Here is a 17,689-nt window from a genome sequence, read left to right as displayed (position 1 = left end):
AACATGGAAGCGGGAGATTTGTTTTGTCAGTTGTTTTGAATTTGAACAGAGATGGATGATGAACTTTTATCGTGACTTCTGTCCCCTCAGGCCATTTTAATTCTAAGTATAATAAGTGTAAGTAAGACCGGAGTTTTCATTAAATCAACCTAATCAAAGCAATGATTATCCCGACTAACCCACCGACCACAGCTCCATTGAGTCTAATATATTGCAAATCACTTCCAACTTTGTCTTCAATCTGAGCGACTAACTCCTCGTTATCTAGTTTGCTGAGGCTATTTCGGACCATATTTCCGATCTCCCCATGAAACTGAGTGATCAGCTGAGAGACAGTATCCTTTATCCAATGATTGATTTTGTTTTGTACTTCTAGATCGGTTTCCATCTCGAGAATCACCTTGTTCAATTTAGAAATTACAAATTGCATAAGCGGAGTCTCATCATGTTTCAATTGCTGCCTTATAGTTTCTTTAAATCCTGTCAGCAGGTTCTGAATGATCTTTTCTGCATCGGAATGTTGCGTTAATCCTTGAATGAAATCAGCTATCATTTTTCTACTGTCTCCATCTCCAGAAGCTACTTTCTGCGCAAAATCCAGCATCCATTCGTCAAATTTGGAGCGAATCGGATGAGTAGGATTTGCCTTGGCCTCAGTTAAAAATTCCTCCGCATTTCGGAGAAGTTCTTCAGCAAGTACATCGAGATCAATTCCTCCGACAGATTTGCCAATGGAAATCGTTAATCTTTTTACTAAGCTTTTATGTCCATACTCAGCGGCTGCATATTCCAGTTTGCTTAGCAAAAGTTTTCTAGTGTCAGGGCTGCTTATCGCAGTGGAACTTGCTTCAATCACCAGTTCCCACAGCTGATGATGATCACCGTTTTTAATAGATTTCTCCAGCCATTTTGCTAAGGTAGAGGTTAGGTCCAGCTCGTGGATCTGTTCGTTAAGGATAGATTTTAGTGCAGAAGCCATTTTAGGATTGTCGACTTCGTCGGCCAACTTCACTACTATTCTCTTCACCACAGCAATAGTTTTCTGCTGGTTGTGGGGCTTTTTCAGAAAGGATATAATAGTATGGGTTGGGTTTATCTCACTGATTTTTTCCGAAATGACAACTGGAGATAGCCATTGGTTCGTGACCAAATCCACTATGCCTTCGGTCAGTTTATCTCTGTTTTTAGCAATGATATTTGTATGTCTTTTGAAATAGGGGATGGGTATCTCGCGGAACAAGGCACTTACTGCAAACCAATCTGCAAATCCTCCAATTGCTGCTGCTTCAAAACCTGCCAGTACTACTTTCCAGCCTTGATGCGACAGATGTCCTCCGCGTAACATCAGTTCAAAAAATACCAACCCGATTAGGGCGACAGCCAATGAGATTGTTCCAATTCTATTTTTCATATAATCGTTAGATAGATGGGCCGCTGCAATATATAAACCAAACTTAATTTAGCTCTTGCTTCTGCAGTCAACTCTACAATTATTGTTCTAGTAAAAACTCAGCTACTAAAACCAAGTCTAACCTTTAGAAATATGGAATAGCTAAATCACACTACCTCCGTCTATTTTCAATAAAAAATCGATTAGAATAGGATTTCTATTTACAGACTTCAATGCCTGTTCTACTCTCAGAGATAGAAAATGAAAAAGCAGTTTTATGCAGCATTAAATGATCTCTCACATAATTCCGCTAAAACTGCTTAATCCAAAAGTTTAAAATATGAATTCGTACGAACTCAGACAACTTATCATCTTGGCATTCATCTTAAGAAATCACCTTTGTCCCTTCTTAAAACGAGTACTGCTGGACTTGAACTCCAAATCCCATTTTTACAGGAAATGCAAAGCTCTCGGGAAATACCTAAGCTTTAATGCGCAATTGGTTCCTCTATGCTGGCTTTCATAAAACTTACGTCACCTGTTTCTACGTCGTAATAGCTCCCAATCATCCCGATTTCTCCGCTTTCATAAAGTTCTTTAAGGACGGGGCTCTGTTTAATAATAGTGTCCATCATGCAAATCACATTTTGTTTTTCCACTGCATTTATAAATTCTGGATCCATAGGATCTGTATCTGGCATTTCATCTTTGACATCTTGTATAGCTGGATTAACTTTTTCCAGTAAACCTGTCAAGTTCCCGATCTTTACTCCTGCGCAAGCGCCTTTAATAGCTCCGCATTTACTGTGACCAAGGACCACGATTAATTTTGATCCAGCTAATTTACATGCAAACTCCATGCTGCCTAAAATGTCTTCATTAATAATATTCCCAGCAATTCTAATACTGAAAATATCTCCTAGACCCTGATCAAAAATCAATTCAGCTGAGGTTCTGCTGTCTATACAACTCAATACTACAGCGAAGGGAAATTGACCGTCTTTGGTCTCATTCACTTGCTCAAGTAGATTTCTGTTGATTTTCAGATTGTTGACGAATCTTTGATTGCCTTCTTTTAGTATAGCTAATGCCTTAGCTGGAGTGATTGATGCCTGAGTTTCTGCTGTATGTGCTCTCATTTTATTAGTGTTAAATTGTGGGGAGATAAATTAGTCTTGGAATAATTCGCTGAACTTTTCTTCTTTCAATACGCGCTTTTCCATGTAGACTTTATTATTTGAGTCAATATCATTTTCAAGTCTATAAGCTTTCTTGAAGCCTACGAGCACAAGGTCAATACCTTTTTCTTCAGCATTTACCATCTTAAATTCGTTAATTAAATCCAACACATCCTGTGCTATATATACGGTATCTGATGCGTCAATAATGACCTTCGAGTTATTAGGAAGTTTATAGAGAGTCAGCTTTATAGCTGCCTTGTTGAGGAAAGAAACTTCCTGTGCCAAGTCCACATGAATTACATCCCCGCTTAAATATTCTTCCTTTCTGAAAAAGTATGCTTTTTTAATATTACCTCTAAGGATGAAAATTATACTCATTATCATACCTAATGCCACGCCATTTAGCAAGCCTAAGAAAACCACCGCTAGTACTGTAACAATGAAGGGAATAAACTGATATTTCCCCCGCTTCCAGAAATGCTTCACAGATGCAGGATTTGCCAATTTGTAACCTATAAGGAGCAAAATTGCAGCAAGCGTAGCCATTGGAATCATATTTAGAATAGTTGGGATACTTAGCACGCTTATAAGGAGGAGTAAACCATGGACGATGGCAGACATTTTCGTTTTTGCTCCTGCACTCGCATTCGCAGAAGATCTCACTACTACAGATGTCATTGGCAATCCTCCTAAAACTCCACTGATTATATTACCTATTCCTTGAGCTTTTAATTCCACGTTTGTATTGACAAATCGCTTCAATGAATCCAGTCTTTCTGTTGCTTCTATGCATAGTAGTGTTTCTATCGAAGCAACAATAGTTATGGTGATAGCTACTACCCACACGCCTGGATTAAGTATGGCACTATAAGATGGAATTGCGAAAATGCTTTTGAATTCTTCGAAACTAGTGGGCACGGGCAGGCTTACTAAGTATTCGGAAGTGACTACCAATGGACTATCAGTCAATATAAATATCCCATTGATCAATATTCCAATAGACACGGCTACCAATGCTCCCGGAACTAATTTCAGCTTCTTCAAAGCTGGGACTTTATCCCAGATTATGAGCACAGCTAGGGAAGCGGCAGTGATCACTAAGATGCCTGGTTTGATGTCTTGAAAGGCAGCAAACAAATCTGCAAATACTCCGAAACCTGTACTGACTTCCACATCTGAACCCAAGGCCAATGGGATTTGCTGAATAAGAATAATTATCCCAATACCAGCAAGCATCCCTTCAATAACACTCGAAGGAAAGTAATTAGATATTGTTCCTGCTTTTAACAGACCAAGAACAAATTGCATCGCTCCTGCTAAAACAACAGCTACTAAAAATGCTTCATAGCCAAGATCCGCTATAGCCACAAATACGAGTGCTGTTAATCCAGCGGCTGGCCCGGAAACACTTATGTGAGATTGGCTTAAAAATCCCACCACTATGCCTCCAATGATTCCTGAAATAATTCCTGCAAATAACGGTGCCCCAGAGGCCAAAGCTATTCCTAAACATAAAGGGAGTGCTACTAGAAATACTACCAAACCTGATGCAACATCTGATTTCAGATGCGCAAATAGATTATTACTTTTCATGTAATTTAATTATGAGTTAAAATTCCTGCTGTGGTAAAATTAGATTTTACCTATGCGATAAGGTGGTTGACCAAGAACAGCAAAAGGTGTCATGGTCAAAGAAAAAATCAGGAAAACTCAGGGGGAGGAACGATAATTCCGGGGTGATATAGGATCGTCGAAAATACGACTGTGTGATATTTGGCTGAAATTAATTTGGAGAATACTCTTTCGTGCAAATAGCCGCTTGTAGAGGTGTATTCATCCAAACTTGCGGAGATCTTGATTTCATGTTCTTTAGTCTCTTCTTCCGCAAAAGAATAAACCATAGAAATATCCGCTTCTTCATCTATAGCTGACACGATTATAGAAGGCACCACTAGAAGGGAAGTTAGAATGACTAAGAACCCGAATGCAATGAGACTATATGTGGCTTTGCTGAAAATCAATGGTATTACTTGATGGCTTGGTTTAGCGAATTACTAAAAGCTCAACGCAAATTTATGTCAATTGTTTAATATGTGTAAGTTTTTTTACGTTTTTCGAAAAAAAAAGGCTTAAGATTAAATTAATGGTTTTTGGGGGTATGTATATAATCAGTGATTTTCAAAGATTTGGGTGGCTTTTACCTCATGCTTGTATTCAGAGGGATAGTTCAGAAATTTGTTTTTATAATGAAGTAGGGGTTTCGGTAGAGGTGGAGGGTAAGAAGAAGGAACAGCAAGTTTATAAAAATTAGGGTCGTACTCTTTTTTGCCAGTTTAATAAAATGTCCTTGACAGGTTAGTTCTCAGATGTCGTGGTGGAGAGGTGGAATAGAGTGGCAAATATTCAGATGTCCACCTCTCTAAAAATTTAAATTTATCCGTAGATCGAGCTAGGATGCTGAGCTTATCGAGGTTCGTAGCGTTGAATAGGGGTTTTAATTAGGCTAATGGCGTGATTCTGTTTAATCGTGAAAGAATATAAATCCTTTTGGACGCCAAAGCGTTTCTTTTATCAATTAGAAAATATACTAAGCGGTCGCAGGTAAGAAATTCATTACTTTTGCTGCCTCAAATCACCACAAAATGTTTCTCGAGATTCTCATTGCCATGTTATGGAGCATTTCCCCTTTTGGAGAAGCGAAATTCGGCATTCCTTACGCCATATTGAATGGGGTAAATATTTACCTAGCTTTTGTACTATGCTTTATTGCCAATGTGCTTGTGTTTCCGCTCATGTCATTTTTTTTAAACGTAGTGAATCGTTATTTCATGAAATGGAATCATTACAAAAAAGCAGCGATTTTTGTCGGGCGTAGAGCCAAAACCGGTGCAGGAAAAAATGTAGAAAAGTATGGTTTCTGGGGTTTGATGTTTTTCGTGCTACTTCCTATTCCTGGCACTGGAGTGTACGCAGGTTCTATTGCAGCATATCTTTTTGCCATGGATAGAAAGCAAGCTTTTTTAGCAAATACCATAGGGATTTTCTTCTCGTGCGCCATTGTATGGACCACTACGGTAATAGCTACAGGTGGTTTCAATTAATTAGTTTTGAATTGAGAGTTTTTAGACTTTGTCCGATATTACGTGCAAACACTTCCTGCTACTGTTCGGTTCTACTTAAATGCTATCGGACTTTTCTCAGGTGGGTTACAGCAGCTAATTCTCTCTGAGCCATTTCGTTTGATTATCAATTTCCAATTGAAAGTAGGTGCCAATGTCTATTTGTATGTAAAGAGTGGAAATAGGGCAATGGATTGCAGCTATAATGCTAGGACTAGTACTAGCAATCAAGTTGAGTTTAGTTGACGAATTGACTAGTCATATTGCTTATATTAACTATTTGCTGCATGAGATTATATTCACTTAATTGCAATATTTCAACATTTTAATTCGATAAATGGCTCAAGGACAATTTAAAAGAGATTATTCTTTACTGTTTGCGAAAAGGTTCTTTTTTCTTATAGTCATGGCTTTGCTGCAGGTTTATCCCTCAGTGGCACAAGAAAAGCCGGAACTCAAAATTGGTGGCGCACTGCGTTTCAATTATAATTTATCCTCATGGAAAGATGGTCAGAAAAAACGAGGTGGTGATTTTGGGTACGATTTGTTTAGAATAAATACAAAAGCTTCTTACAAAGGAATATTTCTGGATGCTGAATACAGATTGTATTCTAGTGAATTTGGAGGGGGAATGTTAAAGCAAGGTTGGATTGGTTACAATTTTAATGATCAGAATCAGATCCAAGTGGGGTTAACTCAGGTTCCCTTTGGGATTCAACAGTATAATTCGAATAATTGGTTTTTTAATTTGCCATATTATGTTGGTTTGGAAGATGATCTTGATATGGGGGTGAAGTACGTGCATACAGGTGAAAAAATAGAATACCACTTGGCTTTCTTTAAGAATGCTGAAGAATTGAAATTTGGTGATAATACGGAGATTTCCCCTAGCCGGTATTCCTACGATATAGCTGGAAGGAACAAAGAAGCAAATCAGATCAACGGGAAATTTGTATACAAATTTGGAAAGGAGTATTTAAGTAGAGTAGGGATTTCGCTGCAATATGGAGGCTTGTACAATCTCGATACTGAAGAAATGGGTAATCACTCTGCCCTGTCCATTCATTACGAATTAACTAAAGGACTTTGGGATGTGAAAGTGCAATTTATCAGCGCTGCCCATAATCCAGAAAATGCCGCTGGAGAATCAAGAGAAATAGTTTCAATGGCAGCTTATGGTGCTCCTTATCAAGTCGCTTCAGACTTTACTATCTATACCTTGAATGTCGCTAGAAATGTACCTGTAGAATGGGGGCCTGTCTCAAGCCTGAAGTTTTATAATGATTTTGCTTTTATGGGCAAAAATGTATCTGGGTTTACTGATTCATTTATGAACGTCACCGGAGTTTTAGTCGCTGCAGGAAACGTTTATACCTACATTGATTACGCAGCAGGATACAATCATTCCTGGCTAGGAGGGAACTTTGTAGATGATTTCGCTAAAGGAAATCCCAATGCAACTTGGGAAGCAAGGTTTAATGTTAATTTGGGATATTATTTTTAGAAATCACTCGTAGTCCTAAAATCAATGTGAGTAAGAATCTCATATCAATAGCTAATGAATTCTATCTAAAATTGAAGAACTGACAGGCAGCCAATCTACAAGTATTGGAGGGAGTAGCTTGGGCTAACTACAACAAACCCAACGCCAATGTGAGCTTCAAAATTGAAAGATATAAGACTAAACCAAGCTGGGCTTTCATGATCTTCATAGTCCCAACTTTACATAAATGGGGAAATGGTCGGAACCAATCTTAGATAAGCGTTCCAACTTTGTCAAATTAAATTCCTTAGTTACATAGACATGATCTAATGGCCATCTCATAAATATATTCTCTGCATTGTAACTATTATAAAATCCTCTCCCCACTCTCACGTCAAAAAGTATATTTTTTGTGTTTGTCAACTCATCCATGTAAGACCATACTACATCATTTATATCTCCAGCTACAATAGTAGGTAATTGCCGATCCTTGAGTTTTTTCCCAATTTGTAGAAGTGCAGTTTCCTTCTGACCCTCATTGTCTGGCAAATCTTCAAAATATGTTGGCGGTACCGGATGGATAGAATGAAGCGTCAGTTTTTTGCCGCTGGTGAGTGAGATAGTGGTCAAAAGATGGTACATTTTCATTATTTAAATATTCGACTTCAACATCTTCTAAAGGAAACTTACTGAACAGGATCATTCCATAAGCAACGTCGTTAATAGTATGCTTGGAAAAAGGGTATTCCTTTTCCAAAACCTTAAGTTGTTCATCCCACCACTCGTCGGTCTCCATCGCCAAAATCAAATCTGGTTTCTTACGGTTTACCAGTTCGATTAAAAGTTGTGCTTCTCTATTTTCCATTTTGACGTTAGTAAGCAATAGACTTAATTGATCCTTGAATGATATATTTTTTTCTGCCCAAGGAACATCTACAGCAACCAAACTTGTGTAGTGGATTAAAAATTTACCATGTATTACCAATCCAAAAACTAACCCAGAGACCAATAGGAGATTATACCAATTCCATTTCTTTGTCATCACCCAAAGTGAAATCAGGCTCAATAAAGTAATAATAAAAAATTGTATGCGCGGAAAGTCAAGCATTTTCAGATACCGGATTTCAGTATCTCTGAACAAAGAAAGTATAGCGCAAAGGGTAAGGATACTTGAAATTACAATAATTAGAATGTGAATAAATTTTCTCATTGGGTCTCAAATTATGTCGGTTCAATATATGTTTTTAGTCTGTCGCGTTTCTTTGGTTTAAGGTTTTTTTCTTACACCAGAAATTAGTTACTCTTCGAACTGTTCATCGCTGTCACTATTTGATTTATGCAAAACTGAAATGTCGCCTGAGAACTCAAGGCAAATTGACTACGACAATTGGAGGAGAATCTAAATTTGTGAATTAATCCAGTTATCAATTTTTTCTTCCAACAATATTAGAGGCAAGCTTCCAGAATTTAGTACTTGATTGTGAAACTCCGTAATGCTAAACTTGCTACCTAGCTTGTTTTCGGCTTTGGTTCTTAATTCTCTAATTTTTAATTGACCGATTTTATAGGACAAAGCTTGGCCTGGAGTGGCCATATAACGTTCAATTTCTGCAATCACCGATTCTTCAGATTCTGCTTCATTGTCCAACGAATATTGAATGGCTTGTTCGCGTGTCCATCCTTTACTATGAATTCCAGTATCCACTACCAAGCGAATCGCACGATGCATTTCCATACTGAGCATTCCAAAATACTGAATAGGATCTTCGTAAAGACCAAGTTCAGTTCCTAATGATTCTGCATACAACCCCCAACCTTCTACAAAGACTCCCATGCTTTCTGGATGTAGAAATTCCGGCAAATCTTTATTTTCCTGTTGCAGTGATAATTGATAATGGTGGCCAGGAATGGCTTCATGGAGAAAAAGTGCTTCATCAGAATAGGTATTGTATTTTGTAACATCAGGTATTGGTACATAAAAAATTCCTGGTCTTGAAGCATCTTTTGTTCCAGGAACATATTCAGCACTTGCGGAGGCTTCGCGAAAAGCTTCAGTACGTCTCACCACAAAATCTGCTTTAGGTTTCAAGTCAAAAACCTGATTCAGCGTCACATTAATTCTTTCCTTAATGCTGTTAAAATTGTCAATTACTTGTTGAGGGTCAGTAAAAGGCATTTGTTCTGGACTGTTACGGACTGACTCAAAGAATGCTTTGATGTCACCTTTGAAGCCTATTTTATTTTTCGCCTCCTCCATTTCAATCAGAATGCGAGCCACTTCAGATTTCCCAAGTTCATGAATCTCATCAGCTGTCATATTGGTAGTGGTATGCAGCTTGATCAGATAATTGTATGTTTCTGTTCCATTTGGCAAAGCACCAATTCCTGAAGTTTCTCTACAGGCTGGCAAATACTCATTAACCAAAAACTGCTTAAGTTCTGTGTATTTTGGCTTCAACTTCTCTGTAATCATCGCGCTATATTCCCCAGAAATGCGACTTTTCTCGGCCTCGTTGATGCTTTCAGGCATGGCTACGATTGGCTTGTAGAATAAATGCGCATCAACTGGGTTGGTGATGAACTCATCCAATTGAGGGATTATTTTTTGAGCCAGTGACTTCGGTAGCACGATGCCTTTAGACATCCCTTCCTTCATCATAGCAATAGAAGTATCCAGAAAAATAAGGTAGTCATCCACTCTTTTCAACCAATTGTCATAGTCTTCAACGGTTTCAAAAGGCTGAACACTCCCTCCAGCTGCCAATTGCGCAACATATAGATGCAAGGACTGTATTTGAAATATTGGCATCAATTCAAAACTAGGTAAGTTATAAATCGGGGATGCCATGGTTACGATGGAATTATTTAGGCCTTCCAACTTCACCTCACAGTCCCATTTCATCACTTTCATGCTCAACAGGTCCGCTTCTGATAGTGCTGTGGTATCCAATTCTGCTAACACATTCAAAAAGTGAGAGTAATTCTTTCTCAAGTCTTCTTGATAGTCATCAGAAATGTAATTCGCTATAAAATCATTGTATTCGTAATTGCCGCCTTTTGTTGCCTCAATTGGATTGATACGATCTTTGAATTTATAATACTCTTCAAAAATCGTATCAATTGAAAATAGATCTGATGCTTTCTCTTTGCATCCGTAAGACAGTAGAATAAGAAAGGTGAGAATTAGAGGTTGCTTCATTTATGTGATGATTGATTGTGGATGGCAAAATGTTTTCAAATTGAGACATTACAAGTATAGGTAATTGTGTTAAAAGTTGTGGTTAAGGTTATGCGGAACTTTCGAGACTACACTAAGTGCAAAGCCTTGGACTAGGTGTAGTCCCGACAGCCGTACGGCAGTAACTACACCTTTATATGACAAAGAATTTGTAATTCGCTCAATTGGAATTATTTTCATTCTATGGATGAAGCTTACCAGATTAGAGACCAGGAAATCGAGCAAAATTAGATCTGAAAAATGAGGTAGTTACCATCCATGCGAGATTCCATGAGGCCAATAAAATTAAACTTCAAACTCATGAAATGCTATACTTCTTGACTTTTCAAGTTGTTGGATGGGCGGATGTTTTTTCCAGACAAGTATATCAGGATTTGGTTCTTACAAACCTGACTTATTGTAGAAAAGAAAAAGGGTTGTATTTATTTGGCTATGTGGTAATGACCAATCACATCCACTTAGTAGTCCAGCAGAAAGATGGAAAACTGTCTGATTGGGTGCGAGATTTCAAGAAATACACCAGCAAGAAATTGTTGAAATGACCCTGGAAAACCCTCAGGAAAGCAGAAGAGAATGGCTAAAAAAGGCATTTGAATATCACGCCGAGTTCAATAAGCGATCTGACGTCCCGATAGCCATCGGGATGCAATTCTGGACGCATGAAAATCATGCGATTGAATTGTCAAGGCCCGACATGATTGAAAGTAGAATGAAGTACATCCATGAAAATCCAGTTCGGGCAGGGATAGTTGAAATGGAAGAAGATTATCTGTATTCGAGCGCCAGGAACTATTCTGGTTTGAAAGGATTGATTGATGTCGATTATTGGTAGCGGCTTAATTTGATCAGACGGACGCTAGGCGTAGTTTGTAAGTTTTTGCTTCTAAATGAATTTGTAATTCTGTTTCGATGATAAAATGTTTCCTTTCTTGAAATTAGAGTTGGTGGTGGAATGGCGCTAGGCGTAGTTTATAACTTCGCATGGCATCGTTAATAATTTGCAATTTGAATTCATGCTGGACTTTAGCTTGAGTTGGATTTCGATTACAAACCGGTTAGGATATTAGTGTATAGTTACAAACACCTATCTTTATTCTCAACCAAAAATAGTATGTTTACTACTGTTTGGCCTTTTTTTTTAAATGCATGTTTGTAGTTTTGTTCTATTTTTCAAGTTTCTTATGAGCATTATCATACCAATCTACATTCTGTATTGTAAATTCATATTCAGTAGTAGGTGAGTCAATTTCGTAAATCTTAAATTTAAGGCTACCGCCTTTCAATAACGCATTGTGCAATTTTTTTGAATCAGACGTTTCAAAACCAAGTCTGTCAGAGTAGTTCGTAGCTCTCAATTTTAGTCTTTCACCATCATTGTCCTGAACTAAAACGCTATAATTTTCGGCAGAATATGCTTTAACTGGATTGTTTCCAGCATATTCATAAAGTTGAATATATATTTTTGAAGAGCTGTTGATTAAAAAATTAACATTCAGTTTTGAATCTTGAGTAGCAGTATTGCTGAAAACACCTTGGATATATGAAGAATTAGTTATGAAGCCTTGTTTAGTTGATTCTCCAAATTCATCTACGTAATGTCCAACTCTCCACATTCCTGTGTTATTAATATTAGCTAATCTGATTTGTTCTTTTTCTTCTGCTTCTTTTACTTTCATTAAAGACAATTCTTCTGTTTTAATTGTCTCTAATAAATCTTTGAATTCAGCGGTTTTAGAGGATTCGGGATGGTTTTCTGAAAGCTTTTTAATGTTTTCTTTTGCAACAACAAAATCTTTTTCTGAGTATGCTTTTAAAACTTTTGCAATAGTTTTTTCAGCTCCATTTAGACATTCCTCCAATTCTGATTTTATTTTTTCAATATTTGTTTTTAATTCCTGATTTTCAGTAATTATTTTATCATAATCAATTTGTGGAGTTCCGCAACTTGATACTATTGTCATAATTCCAATTACATAAATAGTGCTTTTCAATTTCATGATGTTCTCATTTTAGTTTGTTTCTTTTTTGAGTTACTTTTATCTGCTATCTCTTTTCGTAGCTTACACCTATCCTCATGTTTTGCTATTATCAGTATAAGAGATGTTTTTTTATTCCAAAAGCCTACTTAGTTATAGATTTCAGGTGTAGGTAATGGTGATTCAAATAAAACCCTTTAGCAACTTAATTCTATACCCTGTAAAGGGTGTGTTTAACTCATAATTTCCTTTTAACCAAGAAAAATTCCTCTAAGTAGAGAGCTTTATTTCATTGCTCAGATATACTAGTTATAAAAAGTGGTTGAGTTGAGATGTTTAATCATCTTTATTAATCAACTGAGTATACTAAACCTACTTTATCAACTATGCTTAATTTGTTGCTTTGATTTACTACCCAAGTATCTGACGAGACTTTTTCTAGGGATTTAAACACTCGGTTTTCTCCTTGCTTTGTCATACTCATTCTATGTGTAAATGAAGTGCCATCTGGATATGATTCTGTTTTAAAATAGTCATTACCCTTTTTAAATATTCTCACATTTCCTCCCCCATATATCGCAGGAGTTTTCCATATTCCAATTTCAGGATTCTTGGAGACCCCTTGATCAACTTTAGGTTTTGTGTTTTCTGTAATAGTCTTTTCAATCTCTTTAGTTTGAACTGACTGACACTCTATAAGAAGTTGTTTGTATTTTTTAACTTCGTCCTCTGCTTTTGTGATCTCTGAATGAAGATTTAAATTTTTTTCTAGAGCTACTTGTAATTCTTCCTGGTAGGTTTCTTTGCAAGATGCTAACGCAACGAACACTGAAAGTACCGTAATTATTATTCTCAATCTGATTTTGAAATTTTGGAAATACATAACATCATGGATTTACGTATGAATTGTGAACGCCAAATAAAACCCAAATTCTAGACAACTCTATACCCTGTACAGGGTATATTTCCCTCATAAATCCCTAAAAACCAAAAAAAATCCCTCAGATTTCTCCAAGGGATTTGTAAGTGGCTGTAGTTCGAAATCTTTCAATCTTCCAATTTTAGAATTTTCCAATCAGAAGAATTTCGAATGCTGAACATCGAATGCTGAATATCGAAGTTTAAGAAGAATGAGAATCAACCCAATTCTTAGCATTCACAAAAGCCTCCATCCAAGGAGTGAAATCATCCTTCCTATCCGCAGGATAGTGAGCCCAGTTCCAAGGCTTCAAGCTTCGCTCGATGTGTGGCATGATGGCTAAGTGGCGTCCGTCTGCGGAGGCGATGCCTGCGGTAGCATGATCAGAACCGTTTGGATTGCCTGGGTAAGCCTCGTAGCTGTACTTCATCGCGAAGTTGTAGTCGCTTTCGGCCTGAGGTAGTGAGAACTTGCCTTCTCCGTGTGCTACCCATACGCCGAGACGTTGTCTGGTGCTAGGCGTAGATCCGATAGGCGTACGGGAGTAACTACGCCTTCCTATTCAAACGAATTTGTAATTCGATTTCATCACCGACGTTAGGTTAGAGATGTTTCCGATTACAAATAGGTCAGGAAATTAGGGAAGGACATGCCGTGAAAAAACAACCCTCCGTGGCTTGTCGTTTTAGGCTTGGGCCAGTCCGTGACAATTGTCGGGAGTAGAGTGGTCAAACTACACATAGTCTAGCGGCGTCGTGAGCTTCAAAACTGAAATAGAGTTGACTCAATCTAGAAAGGGGTAGGAAGGCTCGGATTTCATTAAAAATCAGACACCCGGTTTTCTGTCCTTTTGTTTTTCGAAATAAGCAACGATTTCCTCTGGACTCAAATCCATGATGTCTTTCGATATTCGATCTCTTTGCTCGCGCATGTATTTCACTGCGTCGAAATTCTTTGCCTTTTGTTTTTCCTTAGTCTTCATTTGATAGAAGTTCTCTTGGTGAACGAATGTCTAGTTGTTTATAGCCTTCTACTAAGTTTACGGAATTATAACCAATAATACGAACCACATTCACAATATGTTTGAAATTCCAACTTACGAGAATATTAGCGTTGTAAATGGTAGCAAGTGCAATGTGAAGACAATCTGCATAGGATGTTTTATCTACCACACCTTCCTCAATATACCTTTTGGCCAATGTGACAGACTCAAGGTCAGATTTTACAAATTCAGTTGATTTCAGTGCTAAAGCTTCGGCTTTTTGTCGGACATTTTGAGGTGCGGAATAGAGTTCGTCCTTCGTGATATTTGAAAAAATGACTACAAACTCATCGTTCTCAATCCTTTTGAACAAGGGTTCTATGTATTCTTGGAATTCCTCATCAAATAGACCTCCAAAAACAGATGTGTCCAGATAAATCCGTAGTTTTTTCATTCTTCAAATTTAAAAGGTTTGATGAATTGTCAATTCCTCTTAGTGTTTTTCTATCTACCTGTTGATTAGATACAATGCAGTGAAGGTTGTTACTTCATCTTATATCAAGTTCATATTGATTCAATGGTTTTGTTCCAATTGAAAATTGGATTTCATCGCTAGACGCTAGGTTGGAGTAATTTCCGATTTCAGATCGGTAAGAAAATTAGGGTAGGACAAGGAGTGGAGAAATCATTCTGTGAATGATTTTAGCCTTGGGTCAGCTTGCAGGGAGAGCAAACTACACCCATTCCCACGAGCGATGTTACTACACCTAGAGGGGAATATGTCTTTTATTGTGACGAAATAATAAATTATTGTTATTCTAAAATCAAATAATTATAATATATTAAATTTGGTTTATATTCAATTTACTTGACAATTATTCTGTTTTCAATTATCTTTGAGAAATTAATTTATAATATTATGAATTTAACTGAACAACAAATTATCGACATCAACGATGGTCATGTAGGCAGAGCTAGGATGGTCATCGCATTTCAAGAATCGAGAGGAAAGCTTCATCATATCGTTAATGACCAGCATGATGTATATCTTCTAAATGGAATCACTAAAGAGGATTTAAAATATAATCCAAGTTGGTTTTAGATCGACTCTTAAATAAGAGGTTATAGATGAGTAGCTACAAACTACTTCTAGGGCTGTGCTATACAGCTAAGCTCCTGAGAAACCAGTGCTAGGTGTAATTCCGACAGTTGGACGGGAGTAACTACGCCTTCCTATCACAAAGAATTTGCAGTTCGATTTCATCGCTGGACACTAGTTTGCAGTAATTTCCGATTTCAAATCGGGTAGGATATTTGGGCAGGACAAGGCGTCAAAAAATCATTCTGTGAATGATTTTAGCCTTGGGCCGGATAGTAGGGTAGGCAAACTACACCCAGTCCAGCGCCTTCGTGAAATTCAAGAGTGAAAGAGAATAGACGACGCTTGGTGGGGGGCTTTGACCGTGATCTTTGACATAAACCTCAATCAACAGGTGGCGGATCTGAGTAAATTTTATCTGTATTTCAGTTTGTTAAGATCATTTATTTTGTACTTTTCTTTAAACCAAACAATGAATCTTATGGATGGAAGTATTGAGATGTCCTATTTAGTACAGCTCCGTAATAGGTTTAGAACTATTCCTGTTGGAGATCGAATTGAAATTGAATTGGATAGATTAGGTGCCTCAAATGGCAGCTGGACTATTCCTAATGAATTTAAAGAGCTCTTCAAAGACTGTTCGATTAGGATTGAATCAGCCGAAATCATCAATAGGCTAGAGGTAAATCGGCGATTTACGTTTATGATGTATAATATGGGGGGAGAACTAGGGATTACCTTTATTAGCTAAGTAATGAAAGGGAGAAATAAAATAAAAGTCAGTCCGAAAGTGAAGCCTCTGCACATCTTTGATCGTGTGCCTTTCGAGATTTCATTGTCCGAGAGATACTATTTTTCATTTGGGTCCAATGAGGTATTCCCTTGTGAGGTGATAGAAGTTCTTGATACAAATGAAGATCCTAAGGCAATTCTGATCGAACTTTATTTGGGGCCAGACAAATCCAGGCATTATGTCAAGATGGACGAAATTGGCAGAACACCAGAGGAAGCGGTCAGGAATACAATAACCCTTTAATAATGAAAAGCCCTGTTTCTAAGGATTTTTTTAGCCTTAGGCCAGCTTGTTGGGTAGGCAAATTAACCCAGTGTTGTGAGAAATGTTACTACGCCTAGACAGGGAATTACACCCAGTTTCAAGAACGATCAGGCTAATCCTTGAGGGGGTTACAAACTACACAAAATCTCAAGGATGATCTGACTACACTTAGATGAGGATTTCAATTGTATACCACTAATTTTTTACACCAATTTAACTTTGTATTTTTAGATATATTATAGAATGAAAATACGTATTTTTTGACTTTCACTTAATCCTAGTTTCAAAAAAATGAAGTACTTCTTGATGTTTATTTGTCTCACTCAAAATTCGGTCACAGGGTTTTGCCAGAAGCCCGATGTCGCATTATTTCAATGGGGGCAAGAAGAATTTGAAAAAGGGAATTTTGAAGCCTCTATAAAATTTTACTCAGAAGCTATTATGTTTAACCCAAATGAATTTTTTTACTATTATTCAAGAGGACTGTCAATGGTAGAACTTAAACGAAATATGGAAGCCATAATTGACTTCACAAAGTCGATCGATTTAAATCCCTCCGAGGGAGGGCTTTACGCTGCAAGAGGGCAATGCAAGGGGAATCTAGGTGATTTTTTTGGAGCGATTTCGGACTTTACTAAGGCTATAGAGTACTATCCTAAAAATTCACTTTTCTTTTACCAAAGAGGAATCGCTAAAATTAAATTGGGAAAAACAGAAAGTGGTTGCATTGATTTGTCAAAATCAGGAGAATTAGGTTATTCTAAAGCTTATTTAACTATCAATAAAGCTTGTAATTAATATTGTATGAGAAAAATATTTATTAAATCGTTCTTTTTCCTATTCATTTTATTGGTTGCAAGTTGCGATTCAAATTCGCCAAGTGTAGAACTCAAAAACAACAAAGTATATCTCCATAATTTTAGATACGTAACTGGAATTGAGGGCCCTTCCAGTGTAACAACTAATGCTGATGAATTTGACGAACTTATATGGGATGAATTTCGAAATAAAACGGGGGCTTATGATCTGGTTTATATTTACACAAAAAAAGATAAATATGGTGAAGAGAGTAATTCTGAAGTTTTTTTTGGTAAAATAAATTTATCAGAATTAAACAAATATCAGAGTCTTGAAGATTTTAAAAGAAATGATGGGTTTTTTAAAATTATCGAAAGATAATTTCTTTTCGCTCAATAATGCCCTGTACAAGGTTTATCGGTTAAGTAATTCCAAAATCTAGAACTT

20 protein-coding genes and 1 pseudogene are annotated in these 17,689 nt (G+C 37.1%); 9 read left to right on the top strand and 12 right to left on the bottom strand.

The window, feature by feature from the left end:
* Positions 1–139: 139 nt before the first annotated feature.
* The 4 genes from BVH02_RS11595 to BVH02_RS11580 all read right to left on the bottom strand — a co-directional run bounded on the left by BVH02_RS11595 (position 140) and on the right by BVH02_RS11580 (position 4,505).
* Positions 140–1,411, bottom strand: coding sequence for a DUF445 domain-containing protein (locus BVH02_RS11595; protein WP_086501618.1), 1,272 nt, complete (start codon positions 1,409–1,411; stop codon positions 140–142).
* A gap of 467 nt (positions 1,412–1,878) precedes the next feature.
* Positions 1,879–2,529, bottom strand: coding sequence for a carbonic anhydrase family protein (locus BVH02_RS11590; RefSeq protein WP_086501617.1), 651 nt, complete (start codon positions 2,527–2,529; stop codon positions 1,879–1,881).
* Positions 2,530–2,559: 30 nt separating this feature from the next.
* Positions 2,560–4,164: a SulP family inorganic anion transporter gene (locus BVH02_RS11585; protein ID WP_086501616.1), complete on the bottom strand. Its 1,605-nt coding sequence runs from the start codon at positions 4,162–4,164 to the stop codon at positions 2,560–2,562.
* Between the two features lie 107 nt (positions 4,165–4,271).
* Positions 4,272–4,505, bottom strand: a complete 234-nt coding sequence (locus BVH02_RS11580) for a hypothetical protein (protein ID WP_146260387.1) — start codon at positions 4,503–4,505, stop codon at positions 4,272–4,274.
* Between the two features lie 708 nt (positions 4,506–5,213).
* On the opposite strand from BVH02_RS11580, the gene BVH02_RS11575 reads away from it, so the two are divergent.
* Together BVH02_RS11575 and BVH02_RS11565 are read left to right on the top strand one after the other, a co-directional pair.
* Positions 5,214–5,672 (top strand): COG2426 family protein, encoded by a 459-nt coding sequence (locus tag BVH02_RS11575; RefSeq protein WP_086501614.1) that lies wholly within the window; start codon positions 5,214–5,216, stop codon positions 5,670–5,672.
* Between the two features lie 355 nt (positions 5,673–6,027).
* The gene (locus tag BVH02_RS11565; RefSeq protein ID WP_086501612.1) at positions 6,028–7,194 is read left to right on the top strand and encodes a hypothetical protein; all 1,167 of its coding nucleotides are present in this window, start codon (positions 6,028–6,030) and stop codon (positions 7,192–7,194) included.
* A 204-nt stretch (positions 7,195–7,398) separates the two neighbouring features.
* On the opposite strand, the gene BVH02_RS21655 is transcribed toward BVH02_RS11565, so the two are convergent.
* The 3 genes from BVH02_RS21655 to BVH02_RS11555 form a co-directional block, all read right to left on the bottom strand.
* Positions 7,399–7,722 carry an endonuclease/exonuclease/phosphatase family protein gene (locus tag BVH02_RS21655; protein WP_205635733.1) on the bottom strand — a complete coding sequence of 108 codons (324 nt, stop codon included), beginning with the start codon at positions 7,720–7,722 and terminating at the stop codon, positions 7,399–7,401.
* A gap of 4 nt (positions 7,723–7,726) precedes the next feature.
* Positions 7,727–8,383, bottom strand: coding sequence for an endonuclease/exonuclease/phosphatase family protein (locus BVH02_RS11560; protein WP_205635732.1), 657 nt, complete (start codon positions 8,381–8,383; stop codon positions 7,727–7,729).
* A gap of 189 nt (positions 8,384–8,572) precedes the next feature.
* Entirely contained in the window at positions 8,573–10,372 is a 1,800-nt protein-coding gene (locus BVH02_RS11555) for a DUF885 domain-containing protein (RefSeq protein ID WP_086501611.1), read from the bottom strand.
* Positions 10,373–10,716: 344 nt separating this feature from the next.
* Between BVH02_RS11555 and BVH02_RS21770 the strand changes: the two genes are divergently transcribed.
* The gene (locus BVH02_RS21770; RefSeq protein WP_223271864.1) at positions 10,717–10,953 is read left to right on the top strand and encodes a transposase; all 237 of its coding nucleotides are present in this window, start codon (positions 10,717–10,719) and stop codon (positions 10,951–10,953) included.
* Complete coding sequence (locus BVH02_RS21765) at positions 10,950–11,243, top strand: hypothetical protein (protein ID WP_223271865.1); 294 nt, start codon at positions 10,950–10,952, stop codon at positions 11,241–11,243. The genes BVH02_RS21770 and BVH02_RS21765 overlap by 4 nt, the downstream gene beginning before the upstream one ends.
* Positions 11,244–11,574: 331 nt before the next feature.
* Here BVH02_RS21765 and BVH02_RS11545 read toward each other — a convergent pair whose 3' ends face one another.
* From BVH02_RS11545 to BVH02_RS11530, 5 genes and pseudogenes are all read right to left on the bottom strand, one after another.
* Positions 11,575–12,408 (bottom strand): hypothetical protein, encoded by an 834-nt coding sequence (locus BVH02_RS11545; RefSeq protein WP_143244208.1) that lies wholly within the window; start codon positions 12,406–12,408, stop codon positions 11,575–11,577.
* A 328-nt stretch (positions 12,409–12,736) separates the two neighbouring features.
* Complete coding sequence (locus BVH02_RS11540) at positions 12,737–13,270, bottom strand: hypothetical protein (RefSeq protein WP_086501609.1); 534 nt, start codon at positions 13,268–13,270, stop codon at positions 12,737–12,739.
* A gap of 238 nt (positions 13,271–13,508) precedes the next feature.
* A pseudogene (locus BVH02_RS11535) lies at positions 13,509–13,814 on the bottom strand (phosphoribosylformylglycinamidine synthase subunit PurQ); the annotation flags it as partial.
* 318 nt (positions 13,815–14,132) lie between these two features.
* Positions 14,133–14,288 (bottom strand): hypothetical protein, encoded by a 156-nt coding sequence (locus BVH02_RS21405; protein WP_158093884.1) that lies wholly within the window; start codon positions 14,286–14,288, stop codon positions 14,133–14,135.
* Entirely contained in the window at positions 14,278–14,742 is a 465-nt protein-coding gene (locus tag BVH02_RS11530; protein ID WP_086501607.1) for a PIN domain-containing protein, read from the bottom strand. Before BVH02_RS11530 ends, BVH02_RS21405 begins: the two co-directional genes overlap by 11 nt.
* Positions 14,743–15,207: 465 nt before the next feature.
* On the opposite strand from BVH02_RS11530, the gene BVH02_RS11525 reads away from it, so the two are divergent.
* From BVH02_RS11525 to BVH02_RS11505, 5 genes are all read left to right on the top strand, one after another.
* A complete protein-coding gene (locus BVH02_RS11525) occupies positions 15,208–15,390 on the top strand; it encodes a hypothetical protein (RefSeq protein ID WP_086501606.1) in 183 nt (60 codons plus the stop codon).
* Between the two features lie 478 nt (positions 15,391–15,868).
* A complete protein-coding gene (locus tag BVH02_RS11520; protein WP_143244207.1) occupies positions 15,869–16,138 on the top strand; it encodes a hypothetical protein in 270 nt (89 codons plus the stop codon).
* A 3-nt stretch (positions 16,139–16,141) separates the two neighbouring features.
* Complete coding sequence (locus tag BVH02_RS11515) at positions 16,142–16,423, top strand: hypothetical protein (RefSeq protein ID WP_086501604.1); 282 nt, start codon at positions 16,142–16,144, stop codon at positions 16,421–16,423.
* A 312-nt stretch (positions 16,424–16,735) separates the two neighbouring features.
* Positions 16,736–17,242 (top strand): tetratricopeptide repeat protein, encoded by a 507-nt coding sequence (locus tag BVH02_RS11510; protein ID WP_086501603.1) that lies wholly within the window; start codon positions 16,736–16,738, stop codon positions 17,240–17,242.
* Positions 17,243–17,248: 6 nt separating this feature from the next.
* Positions 17,249–17,623: a hypothetical protein gene (locus BVH02_RS11505; protein WP_086501602.1), complete on the top strand. Its 375-nt coding sequence runs from the start codon at positions 17,249–17,251 to the stop codon at positions 17,621–17,623.
* The last annotated feature ends 66 nt before the right edge of the window (positions 17,624–17,689 follow it).

Origin of the sequence: Algoriphagus ratkowskyi (assembly GCF_002150505.1) — a bacterium.
Taxonomy (GTDB): Bacteria; Bacteroidota; Bacteroidia; order Cytophagales; family Cyclobacteriaceae; genus Algoriphagus; species Algoriphagus ratkowskyi.
This window is presented reverse-complemented; position numbering and strand designations above follow the sequence as displayed.

Bases quoted from the DNA above. Each gene is read 5' to 3' on its own strand.
- BVH02_RS11540 (WP_086501609.1), bottom strand. From the start codon at position 13,270: ATGTATTTCCAAAATTTCAAAATCAGATTGAGAATAATAATTACGGTA.
- BVH02_RS11505 (WP_086501602.1), top strand. From the start codon at position 17,249: ATGAGAAAAATATTTATTAAATCGTTCTTTTTCCTATTCATTTTATTG.
- BVH02_RS11510 (WP_086501603.1), top strand. From the start codon at position 16,736: ATGAAGTACTTCTTGATGTTTATTTGTCTCACTCAAAATTCGGTCACA.
- BVH02_RS21765 (WP_223271865.1), top strand. From the start codon at position 10,950: ATGACCCTGGAAAACCCTCAGGAAAGCAGAAGAGAATGGCTAAAAAAG.
- BVH02_RS11560 (WP_205635732.1), bottom strand. From the start codon at position 8,383: ATGAGAAAATTTATTCACATTCTAATTATTGTAATTTCAAGTATCCTT.
- BVH02_RS21405 (WP_158093884.1), bottom strand. From the start codon at position 14,288: ATGAAGACTAAGGAAAAACAAAAGGCAAAGAATTTCGACGCAGTGAAA.
- BVH02_RS11595 (WP_086501618.1), bottom strand. From the start codon at position 1,411: ATGAAAAATAGAATTGGAACAATCTCATTGGCTGTCGCCCTAATCGGG.
- BVH02_RS11545 (WP_143244208.1), bottom strand. From the start codon at position 12,408: ATGAAATTGAAAAGCACTATTTATGTAATTGGAATTATGACAATAGTA.
- BVH02_RS11575 (WP_086501614.1), top strand. From the start codon at position 5,214: ATGTTTCTCGAGATTCTCATTGCCATGTTATGGAGCATTTCCCCTTTT.
- BVH02_RS11565 (WP_086501612.1), top strand. From the start codon at position 6,028: ATGGCTCAAGGACAATTTAAAAGAGATTATTCTTTACTGTTTGCGAAA.
- BVH02_RS11555 (WP_086501611.1), bottom strand. From the start codon at position 10,372: ATGAAGCAACCTCTAATTCTCACCTTTCTTATTCTACTGTCTTACGGA.
- BVH02_RS11590 (WP_086501617.1), bottom strand. From the start codon at position 2,529: ATGAGAGCACATACAGCAGAAACTCAGGCATCAATCACTCCAGCTAAG.
- BVH02_RS21770 (WP_223271864.1), top strand. From the start codon at position 10,717: ATGCTATACTTCTTGACTTTTCAAGTTGTTGGATGGGCGGATGTTTTT.
- BVH02_RS11520 (WP_143244207.1), top strand. From the start codon at position 15,869: ATGGATGGAAGTATTGAGATGTCCTATTTAGTACAGCTCCGTAATAGG.
- BVH02_RS11525 (WP_086501606.1), top strand. From the start codon at position 15,208: ATGAATTTAACTGAACAACAAATTATCGACATCAACGATGGTCATGTA.
- BVH02_RS11585 (WP_086501616.1), bottom strand. From the start codon at position 4,164: ATGAAAAGTAATAATCTATTTGCGCATCTGAAATCAGATGTTGCATCA.
- BVH02_RS11515 (WP_086501604.1), top strand. From the start codon at position 16,142: ATGAAAGGGAGAAATAAAATAAAAGTCAGTCCGAAAGTGAAGCCTCTG.
- BVH02_RS11530 (WP_086501607.1), bottom strand. From the start codon at position 14,742: ATGAAAAAACTACGGATTTATCTGGACACATCTGTTTTTGGAGGTCTA.